The organism is Paraburkholderia sp. LEh10 (assembly GCF_017814945.1).
In the GTDB taxonomy this organism is placed as follows: Bacteria; Pseudomonadota; Gammaproteobacteria; order Burkholderiales; family Burkholderiaceae; genus Paraburkholderia.
Genome location: NZ_JAGIPX010000127.1, coordinates 1 through 10,108, shown reverse-complemented (window position 1 = coordinate 10,108; position 10,108 = coordinate 1). Strand labels below are relative to the sequence as shown.

Annotated in this window: 9 protein-coding genes and 1 pseudogene; 8 read left to right on the top strand and 2 right to left on the bottom strand. The window is 57.4% G+C overall.

Going from position 1 to position 10,108, the window contains the following annotated elements:
* The first annotated feature begins 156 nt into the window (after window positions 1–156).
* The 3 genes from J8I87_RS42305 to J8I87_RS45475 all read left to right on the top strand — a co-directional run bounded on the left by J8I87_RS42305 (window position 157) and on the right by J8I87_RS45475 (window position 3,075).
* Window positions 157–1,131, top strand: coding sequence for an IS5 family transposase (locus J8I87_RS42305; protein ID WP_209938512.1), 975 nt, complete (start codon window positions 157–159; stop codon window positions 1,129–1,131).
* A gap of 184 nt (window positions 1,132–1,315) precedes the next feature.
* Window positions 1,316–2,386, top strand: a complete 1,071-nt coding sequence (locus J8I87_RS42300; RefSeq protein ID WP_209938510.1) for a LacI family DNA-binding transcriptional regulator — start codon at window positions 1,316–1,318, stop codon at window positions 2,384–2,386.
* 236 nt (window positions 2,387–2,622) lie between these two features.
* A complete protein-coding gene (locus tag J8I87_RS45475; RefSeq protein WP_409518886.1) occupies window positions 2,623–3,075 on the top strand; it encodes a transposase in 453 nt (150 codons plus the stop codon).
* On the opposite strand, the gene J8I87_RS42290 is transcribed toward J8I87_RS45475, so the two are convergent.
* Window positions 3,062–3,220, bottom strand: a complete 159-nt coding sequence (locus J8I87_RS42290; protein ID WP_209938508.1) for a hypothetical protein — start codon at window positions 3,218–3,220, stop codon at window positions 3,062–3,064. The two genes, J8I87_RS45475 and J8I87_RS42290, sit on opposite strands and share 14 nt — an antisense overlap.
* 565 nt (window positions 3,221–3,785) lie before the next feature.
* A pseudogene (locus J8I87_RS42285) lies at window positions 3,786–4,246 on the bottom strand (transposase); the annotation flags it as partial.
* A gap of 207 nt (window positions 4,247–4,453) precedes the next feature.
* On the opposite strand from J8I87_RS42285, the gene J8I87_RS42280 reads away from it, so the two are divergent.
* The 5 genes from J8I87_RS42280 (at window position 4,454) to J8I87_RS42260 (ending at window position 9,988) form a co-directional block, all read left to right on the top strand.
* Entirely contained in the window at window positions 4,454–6,607 is a 2,154-nt protein-coding gene (locus J8I87_RS42280) for a type I secretion system permease/ATPase (protein ID WP_209938506.1), read from the top strand.
* Window positions 6,604–7,947 carry an HlyD family type I secretion periplasmic adaptor subunit gene (locus J8I87_RS42275; protein ID WP_209938504.1) on the top strand — a complete coding sequence of 448 codons (1,344 nt, stop codon included), beginning with the start codon at window positions 6,604–6,606 and terminating at the stop codon, window positions 7,945–7,947. The genes J8I87_RS42280 and J8I87_RS42275 overlap by 4 nt, the downstream gene beginning before the upstream one ends.
* The gene (locus J8I87_RS42270; protein ID WP_245254579.1) at window positions 7,937–9,379 is read left to right on the top strand and encodes a TolC family protein; all 1,443 of its coding nucleotides are present in this window, start codon (window positions 7,937–7,939) and stop codon (window positions 9,377–9,379) included. The genes J8I87_RS42275 and J8I87_RS42270 overlap by 11 nt, the downstream gene beginning before the upstream one ends.
* An 82-nt stretch (window positions 9,380–9,461) precedes the next feature.
* Entirely contained in the window at window positions 9,462–9,605 is a 144-nt protein-coding gene (locus tag J8I87_RS42265) for a hypothetical protein (RefSeq protein ID WP_209938500.1), read from the top strand.
* Between the two features lie 104 nt (window positions 9,606–9,709).
* A complete protein-coding gene (locus tag J8I87_RS42260) occupies window positions 9,710–9,988 on the top strand; it encodes a hypothetical protein (protein ID WP_209938499.1) in 279 nt (92 codons plus the stop codon).
* Window positions 9,989–10,108 lie beyond the last annotated feature (120 nt).

The window sequence follows — 10,108 nt, the reverse complement described above, 5'->3', positions numbered from 1 at the left end:
AATCGGCAGCCTTGTCGGCCGCTCCTCAAACCTTGGTGAGTCCACCGGCAGAGCCGGTGGCTTACCTCACTGAGTTAAGGCAATGCTGATCAAGTCCACCGTTCACGACTTTCATGCGTTATAGCGTGGACGTGCAATGGCGAAAGTAAAAACGTAATGAAGCAACTGACACTGGCGATGGCTGTCGATCAATGCGCAGGATTCGGGGCGCAGCGCAAACCTACGCGACGCGAAGCGTTTCTCGACGAGATGAACACGATCGTGCCGTGGGCGCAACTGTGCGCAGTGGTGGAGCCGTTTTATCCGAAACGCGGCAATGGTCGCCCGCCGATTGCGCTGGAGCGCATGTTGCGGATTCACTTTGTGCAGCACTGGTTCAACCTTGCCGACCTTGCGTGCGAAGAGGCGCTGTACGACAGCCTCAGCATGCGCCGTTTTGTGGGCATTGACCTGGGCAGCGAAACGGTGCCGGACGCCACCACCTTGCTCAAATTCCGGCACCTGCTGGAAGAGCACAAGCTGGGAGAGCGAATCTTCGCCGAGGTAGGCCTGGTGTTGCAGGAGCGCGGAGCGAAGCTCAAGAGCGGCACGATCGTCGACGCGACACTGATCGGTGCACCCTCGTCGACGAAGAACAAGGAGAAGGCGCGTGACCCCGAAATGCATCAGACGCGAAAGGGCCAGCAATGGTATTTCGGCATGAAGTTGCACATCGGTGTGGACAGTCAGAGTGGGCTGGCTCATAGCGCGGTCGTGACGGCCGCGAACGTGCACGACAAACACCCACTGCCACAGTTGCTGCACGGTGAGGAGCAACGCGTGTACGGTGACAGCGCGTACACGAGCCAGAAAGCACTGATTCACAGCAAGGCTCCGAAGGCACGCGACTTCACCAACAAGCGCACGCGTCGCAAGGACATCGTCGACGAAGTGGCGCGGCGCAAGAACCGCAACAAGTCGAAGATCCGTGCCCGGGTCGAGCACGTGTTCGCGGTCGTGAAGCGGCCGTGGGGCTTCACGAAGGTTCGCTACCGCGGCCTGGCGAAGAACGCCAATCGCGCCTTCGTCGCGCTCGCGCTGGCCAATCTCTACATGTGGCGAGGTCGTTCGACGGCACAGGTACGCCCGTAAAGGGCCGAAAGCGGGCGAAAAGCCCGTGCGCAGCCCCTCAAGGGGCATAACGTGAGCTGCAATGCCCCGCTTTTACGGCTGTTATTCGCGATCTCGAAAGATTACACATGCCTTGATCGCAATCAGTCGTGTTTACGCGGCTTGATCAGCATTGCCTTAACTCGCAAAACATGGATACAGGGTCATGCAAAACCCAACCTCACCACGCCGCAAGCGCGCGCCCCGCTTCCTCGAAATCGCCGAAGCCGCTGGCGTGAGCCCCGCAACGGTGGACCGCGTGCTGAACGAACGGGGCAGCGTGTCCGCCGCGATGCAGGCACGCGTTGTGGCGGCCGCACGCGAACTCGGCGTGCCTCGCGTGCTGCCCAATCCAAGGCACGGACTCCTGCATATCGACGTGCTGATCCCGCGCAACGACACGCCCCTCTTTCAGCGGATTAATCTCGCGCTGCAACGGTCGATGCAAATGCTCGATCGAAGAATCGTCCTGCATCGGCAAATCGTTCCGGAGGCCGACGACGAAGTCATCACGCATGCGATCCTTCGACCGGGTCACAAGCGTGCCGGGCTGATCGTCACAACGCACGACACACCCGCGGTGCGCGATGCGCTGCGCGCAGTGATCGCCCAGGGCGTCCCCGCGGTCACGATGGTGACCGATATCGCCGACATCGGCCGTTTGCATTACGCCGGTATCGACAATGCAAGCGCAGGCCGCACGGCTGGGTATTTCGTAGGACGGCTCGCGACGCAGCCCGGTCGCGTGCTGCTGCTTTGCTCGCGCAAGGACTACCGCGCGCACGTCGACCGGATCAGCGGATGCCGCGCGACGCTGGTCGAGTCGTTTCCGCACCTCGTCTGCGAACACGAAGAGATGGAAACGCTGGATGACCCAGACCGTTGCCATCGTGCCGTACTGAACGCACTCAAGCGCAGCAACGTGGTCGGCATCTACAACAGCGGATACGGATCGGAAGGGATCGAAGCGGCGTTGCGCAGGGTGGGCGCGGCGGGCAAGATGGTGTGGGTCGGCCATGAAATGCTCGACCGCCACAGGCAATACATCGAGCAAGGCACGATGGATATCGCCATCGACCAGGACCCTGACGGGCAGGTGATCTCAGCATTGCAGCATGCGCTCAATGCGTGCGGCGTGGTGGACGGGCCCGCGCCTCCCGGGCCCGTCGAGTTCCGCATTTTCTGCTCGGCCAACCTGCGCCGAAGCCCTTATCTGGTCGACCACCTTGCGAGGTGAACCCGATCCTCGGCGTTTCGACGAGCTGAAAGGCTTCACATCGACAAGCGTCCAACCGGCCTGGGCCCCGCGGCGTCCAGTCGTGCTGCTCAGGTCAGTGTGCAGGCTGCGTCGCGCCTTTGCCCCGCTTCCGTGGTTCTGTCGCAGTAAGAGCGAGAGGTCGGCCAAATCCGATATGGTATGGATTCCTTATCCAGCCAGCGAATAGAATTGCTGTGCGGGAGTTTGACGCTGACATGAACGTACACGCGATCCGCATCACCACTACAGAAGTATCGGATAGCGAAGGAATGGACGCCGTGCTGCCCGCTGATGTGCCGATGGATCGGGTGATTGCCGATGGCGCGTACTACAACAGCATCGAGCGTACCGAAGCGCTTTCAGGCGCGGGCGTGACGCCCGTCATCCCACCGCCAGCTCACGCTGTCGTACACGGCGAGGAGCGAACCCGCCGGCATGACCAGATCGTCAGATACATCGAGGACAAAGGCATCTATGCATTTCACAAGAAATACGGCTACGGTGTGAGCTCGCTGGTCGAGGCACAGATCTCGCGCATCAAGCGCTGCATCGGCGAGGGCCTGCTGACGCAGGAGCTTGCGTCGCAGGAAGGTGAAGGCGTAATCATCGCCAACCTGCTGAGCCGGTGGAACGCCTTCGGCAAACCGATTTGCGTCAAAAATGCATAGTCGCGTCCATAGCACGGGAACTTGTACCCATCGGGACAAAGCCGTTGCGCAGCAGGTACTGGAATGCTCCTTTTTCAACTGCCTTTGGAACGGCCACGCGATTGCCGGCCATCTCGCGCTTACAGGACGATTGACGATATTTCATCAACGTTTCCGTTGATCCGACCGAGCCCGGCGCTTATCTTCGGAACCGTGCCGTTGGCGATAACCGATCGATACGGAGTCGGGATGGCGCAACGACTGCTGGGGTTCGCCTTCGCTGGAAGAAGCATCTTCGCGGGCGGATCGCAAAAATAAACCGTTTAGAGCATATGTCCATAACCAATAACTACGAGAATTCGGCGGATACCGCCTGCATCGATCCCAAACTAACGCTCAGATACACGGGTGCGCTATGCGCGCAAGGTAAGTCAGCACAGGCGAAGTCAATGTGCCGTGCAATTTTCGCCGCCGACCCAACTCGTGCCGATGCGCTTACTCTTCTCGCGACGATTGCCTTCCCGATGAAGGAACTACCGGTTTGCCCTTCCCCTTCCGTCGCCCCGCCGCCTTGCGTGCGCGGTACCTTTCGTGTTCGCCGCCGCTGCGGGGCATGCGACGACCGACTGGGTCGACACACCCACATGAAGGCCTTTCTGACCGGCCCGCAACTGATGGCGCGCAACGCGGTGCCATTGCTCGAACTGGCCGACGGCGAGATCACGGACATCGTCCTCGGTCATCCGCGGGGAGCCATAGGCGCCTTTGACCTCGGCATGGATAGACCGGATCAGGGCGAGCAACTGTGCATCCGTGAGGCGCTTGCGCCCGGGCGTGCCGCCGCGCTTCCACGCCCGATAGCCATTCAGGCTGACCGACAGGACCCCGCACAGCGCCGACAGCGGATAGTGACGGCGATGCGAATCAATCCAGGCGTACTTCACAGGAGGTCCTTCGCGAAGGACGCCGCCGCTTTTTTTGCGATTTCACGTTCCATCTGCTCCGGCGTGACAACCTTTGTCCCCGGGCCGTTGAGCGTGCCTGCCTCATCGGCCTTGACCCAGTTGCGCAATGACTGGTGTGAAATCCCCAGCTTTCGAGCGACGACCCGCGCGCTTTGCCCGTCTTTCACTCGCTGCACCGCGAGCGCCCTGAACTCCGCGGTGTATGCCTGCTTCGGTATTTTGAACATCGATTCTTTCCTTCCTTCGGGTCGAGTTTACACACGACCTGCTGGAAGGCGAAATTTCGAGGGAAGCTCAGGGACTGCGTACTCACACGATGAATGCGGCCAACACTGGCACGCAAACCACGACAACGGCAAGGATTGCGGCAATGCAATAGGGGAGTGTTCAAAAGTGTCAACGCCACCATGCCGAATGTCTACTGACATTACAAGATGACAAAATTAGACGCTTCTTTGCACGCCGTGCCGTCCGGCCACGATTCTGGGCTTTCTTGCCTGATCATGATGGCGATGTTGCATGGCCTTCCGGTTAATGAATCTCAGCTGCGCCACCAATTTGGGAACAATGTCTTTGGCAACCAGTTGCTGCTGTTGGCAGCCAAGGAAATCGGCATGACTGCAAAGCTGGTGCATCAGTCCGTGGATCGAATTAATCGCGCTCCGTTGCCAGCCATCGGTATCGACAACGACGGGCAGTATTTCATCGCTGGCAAATACGATACCGGTGGCGCCGAGCCGCGAATGGTGATGCAACGGCCGGGTAGTGCACCAGTTCTCCTGTCATTGGATGAATTCATCGGGTTATGGTCCGGGAAGCTAATTCTTTGCACGAGCAAAGCTAGTTTCACTGGAAACCTGGCCAAGTTCGACTTCACGTGGTTCATTCCTGCGATCGTAAAGTATCGGAGCCTGCTGAGCGAAGTTTTATTGATATCCTTAGTATTGCAAATCATAGGCCTTGTTACGCCGATGTTCTTTCAAGCCGTAATGGATAAGGTTCTTGTCAATCATGCGATGCAGACGTTGAATGTCATTGCGATTGGGCTCATTTCTGCGATCTCTTTTGAAGTGACGTTGACTGGAATTCGCAACTGGGTATTTGCTCATACCAGCAGCAAGATCGATGTTGAACTCGGAGCTCGGCTATTTCGCCACCTATTAGGCTTACCACTAACGTATTTTCATTTTCGCAGGGTGGGCGATTCAGTGGCGCGCGTACGGGAGTTGGAAAACATCCGCAGTTTTTTGACTGGCAACGCCATGACATTAGTGCTGGATCTTATGTTTTCGATCGTGTTCCTTGCTGTAATGCTGGTTTACAGCGGAGCGCTAACGTTAATTGTGATTGCCTCGATTCCGCTCTACGTAGTGATATCAATGGTTTGCACGCCTATCATTCGCAAACGACTTGATGCCAAGTTCAATCGCAGCGCCGAAAATCAATCGTTTCTGGTTGAGACGATCAGTGGGATTGATACCGTCAAGGCGATGGCCGTCGAACCCCGCTGGACTCAGAAGTGGGACAAACAGCTCGCTGCCTATGTAGCCGCAGGGCTGTCTGTCAATAACGTCGCGGCTGTTGCCAATGGCGGGGTCACACTGATAAGTAAGCTAGTCAATGTAGCCACCATGTGGTGGGGCGCGAAGCTCGTGATAGACCAAAAGATGACAGTAGGTGAATTGGTTGCTTTCAATATGCTGGCAGGGCAGGTCTCCAACCCAATTTTGCGTCTGGCGCAACTATGGAATGACTTTCAACAGGTAGGCGTCTCGATGGGACGATTAGGCGATATCCTCAACGCTCGGACGGAGGTCGTCGGTCGCAAGTCGCGCTTGCCGAAGCTGGCCGGTGCAGTGGAATTCGACCGTGTTGTGTTCCGTTATCGGCCCGATGCACCCGAAGTCATTCGCGGAGTTTCGTTGTCCATTAGGCCGGGCGAGGTGATCGGAATTGTTGGGCGTTCGGGTTCGGGAAAAAGCACGCTTACGAAGCTGGCACAAAGGCTCTACATCCCGGAAAGCGGGCGTGTACTAATTGACGGTCACGATATTGCTACGATCGAAACAGCTTCATTGCGCCAGCAAATCGGAGTGGTACTGCAAGAAAACACGTTATTCAATCGATCGATACGAGACAACATCGCGTTGTCGATACCGAACGCCTCTCTGGATGCGATCATCGCAGCGGCTAGCCTTTCCGGTGCGCATGAGTTTATTTGCCAGTTGCCAGAAGGATACGACACGATCGTAGGCGAGCACGGCACCGGTCTGTCGGGCGGGCAGCGGCAACGCGTTGCGATTGCCCGTGCGCTCCTTCCCAATCCGCGAATCCTGATTTTTGACGAGGCCACGAGCGCATTGGACTATGAATCGGAGAAGATCATTCACAACAACATGCGAAGCATCTGCCGTGGGCGCACTGTGCTGATCATCGCGCACCGACTATCAGCCGTGCGTGGGGCCAATCGCATCGTGGCAATGGAGCGCGGCCAGATCGCGGAAGTCGGCAGTCACGAAGAGCTCCTCAAGATCCCGCAGGGAATATATGCTCACTTGTACAGCTTGCAGCAGGGGGGCATGGCGTGAATCTGCGTCACCAACGGCAGGCATGGGGTGAACTGTGGCGCAGGTACCGGGATCATTTCGCGTATGCGTGGCGGGAGAGACGTGCACTTACACCACGTAACCTGAACTCCGATGAGGCGGAGTTTCTGCCTGCAGCTCTATCGTTGCAGGAAAAACCGGTCTCGCCGGCGGGTCGCTGGGTAGCGAAGGTCTTAATTTTGTTGATTGTAGTCGCAATCATGTGGTCAATTCTGGGGCATGTCGACATCGCTGTGAATGCCGTCGGCAAGGTGATTCCATCAGGATACAGCAAGACTATTGCGTCAGTTGAGGTCGCTCGCGTACGAGCATTGCACGTCACGGAAGGTCAGACGGTTCACGCTGGCGACATCCTCGTTGGACTCGATTCGCGCACTGTGGACAGCGACCGAGAAAAGGCCTGCGGCGATGCCGCGATAGCAGCATCGCAAGCTGCCGGTGCACGCGCTTTGATCGCGGCGATTGACAGCGATCGGGCGCCTGTTCTGGCGCCGAATTCGGGCGTTCCGCGTGAGCGCTGGCTTGAAACTGAACAGAACTTGCAAGGGCAGTGGCATTACTATGTCGCCAAGCGGCGTCGACTGGAGGGAGAGATCAGCCAGGCTGAAGCGGCGCTTCCGTTGGCACTAGAGCGCGAGCGGGACTACGCGCAGTTGTCGAAAGAAAACGACGTGTCACGCGATGCGTATCTCAAGAAGGAGCAGGAGCGTATCGACCTCCAAGCTCAACTTATTGACGCGCGAAACCAGCGAGCGGTTTTGATTGCGGAAACACGCAAGACGGTGCTTGATGCGCTGGACGACGCGGAGCGGGTGCTCAATGATGCTACGCAGGATGCTGCACGCGCCGAAGCGCACGGCGACCTCCTCAAACTGGTTGCGCCTGTGGACGGTACTGTGCAGCAACTGGCGGTACATAATGTCGGAGGAGTGGTCCAGGCGGCTCAGCCCTTGATGAAGATAGTTCCCACCAAGAGTAAGGTAGAGGTCGAAGCCTTTATTGAAAATAAGGATGTAGGTTTCGTCAGGGAGGGACAAAGCGCGGTTGTCAAGATCGATGCCTTCGAATACATAAAATACGGCACTGTTCCTGCGCGTGTGACCCATGTTTCGCACGACGCTATCAAGGATGAGAAGCGCGGACTGATTTATTCCGTGAAGGTGACGCTGGATCGATCGACGATGGAAATTGATGGCCGATCCGTTGCCCTGACGCCTGGTATGGGCGTAAATGTCGAAATCAAGACCGGAACGCGACGAGTCATTGAATACGTGTTGTCACCGCTTATTCAGGAATCCAGGGAGAGTTTGCATGAGCGATAAGAGAGCGAGCAGTCGGCTCAGGGGAATAGTGATTCTGCTTGGCTTATTCGTCGGCGCACGCGCCCATAGCTCCGGCGTACCGGACCTTCTGGAAGACCCGCTGTTGACCCGGCCGCCTCTGCTCAATTATGGTACCGTTTTACAAAGCGAAACGCCGGCGGTTACATGTCCCACCGCCATCGATCTCGCACAGCCACTGACGTTGGCCGGCGCGGTGGACATCGGTTTATGCAACAACCCACAGATCGGCGCTTCGTTTGCTGCAATCAAAGCGCAAGCCGCGGCGGTCGGCGAAGCACGCGCGTCCTATCTTCCAACGCTGTCGGCAGCTGTATCGCCGCTACGTACCCGGACACAGTACCCTGACTTGCCTACTTCTAACTCAACCGAAAATGGGCATACCCTGAGTGCGGGCGTAAGTTGGCGATTGTTCGACTTCGGCGCGCGCGCTGCGAGCGGTGAAGCTGAAAACCGTTCATTGCAGGCCGCTTTGGCTAACCACGACGCGACGATTCAAAAGGTGATGTCGAACATTGTGGAGGCTTACTTCGATGCACAGACGGCTCGGGCGACGCTAGTGGCGCGCGCCGAATCTACCGCGACGGCTCAACAAACCTATGAGGCCACTGAACGCCGCCAGCGGATGGGCGTGGCTGCGCAAAGCGATAGCTTGCAAGCCGCCACGGCCCTTGACAAGGCCGAACTCGCCCAACAGCAAGCTACCGCGGCCGATCGCGCATCGAGTGGAGCTTTGCTCTATTTTCTCGGGATAGCTCCTTCAACCGAACTAAGGCTCGCAGGATTGGAAAACGCCGGGACATCGCATGTTGTGGAAGACCTGAATTACTGGCTCGAGGAAACTGCCACGCGGCATCCAGCGATTATCGCGGCCCGCGAGCAGTGGAAAGCTGCACAAGCGAAGGTGAAGGTCGCACGGTCCGAAGGCCTACCGACTATCGACCTCGTGGGCAACTTTTATCAGAACGGCTACCAAGGGCTGCAGGCGAATCGCAGCAACACAACAACCGTGGGTATCATTGTGACGATTCCGCTCTTTGATGGGTTCTCAAGCACATACAAGGTGAGAAGAGCGCAAGCGCAGGCCGAACAGAGCGAGTCCCAACTCCATGATACGGATCAGCAAGTTTTAACGGACGTGATTAAGGCTCATGCGGAGGCCGTCGCCGTGGCAGGAAAATTGCAAGCCGCGGAAGAGCTGCTTCGAGCGGCCCGTTCTGCGGTTGCGTCTTCGCAGCGGCGCTACGATAAGGGCGCTGCCGACATCCTTGAGTTGCTGTCGGTGCAGTCGGCACTTGCGGACGCGCAGCTAGAGCGAGTTCGCGGCGTTGCCGAATGGGAGGCGGACCGCTTGAAGCTGCTGGCGGCAGCCGGCGCCCTTGATCGGAGTGAGATAGGAGATCATGCGTTCTAGCGGGCCATCAAGTTTGCCGCAATCATCGGACTGGCGGCGGCTTATGGAGCGCTGCCATCTGTAATCGATGCTGGCTCGGGCGATGATCGGCCAATCTGGATTGCCCGGGCGCAAGATGAAACTGAACGGTTTTATCGTCGCGATCTCGGCGATCTCTCTTTTACCCGCGTTCATGCGCCTGACGGAGTCCGATTTAGCTGGTAGGCGTTTTGAGATGCGTGCCTGATTGTTCCTCAAGTGTTGTGATTTGTGATCTTTTAAGGGAGTGATATGGACTCAATTACGCGAAGCAGAAGGAAGCTAATCGTTACGGACAGGGAGGGGTTCTTGATGAAATCATCAAAGACGGACGAGACGATCGAGAATCGAGGAGATAACAATGTCGATGTGTTATCTAATTCACTTGGGAGCACGTTAATCAGCACGGGAGCGGGAAATTTGATCGATGTGATTGGTGGTCAAGCCAATTCAGTGAGTCTGGCTGGTAACGACTCTATGCTAATAGATTACGGGTTTCGAGAAAAAATTTCCATCAGCAGAACCCGCGATATCGCTGAAATTGGTTGGTGGCAATGGCTTGAGCATCCATCTTTCACGGCATTCGGATAGAGTCGATGTATATGCCTCTTTTGAAATCCGAGTGGGTGGTTTTGCGGGTCAAGGGCGGGCGTGAGCCCGGCGTAGCGAACCCTTGAGGCGCCTTGAATCGACAAGCTGGGGCATGGCTGA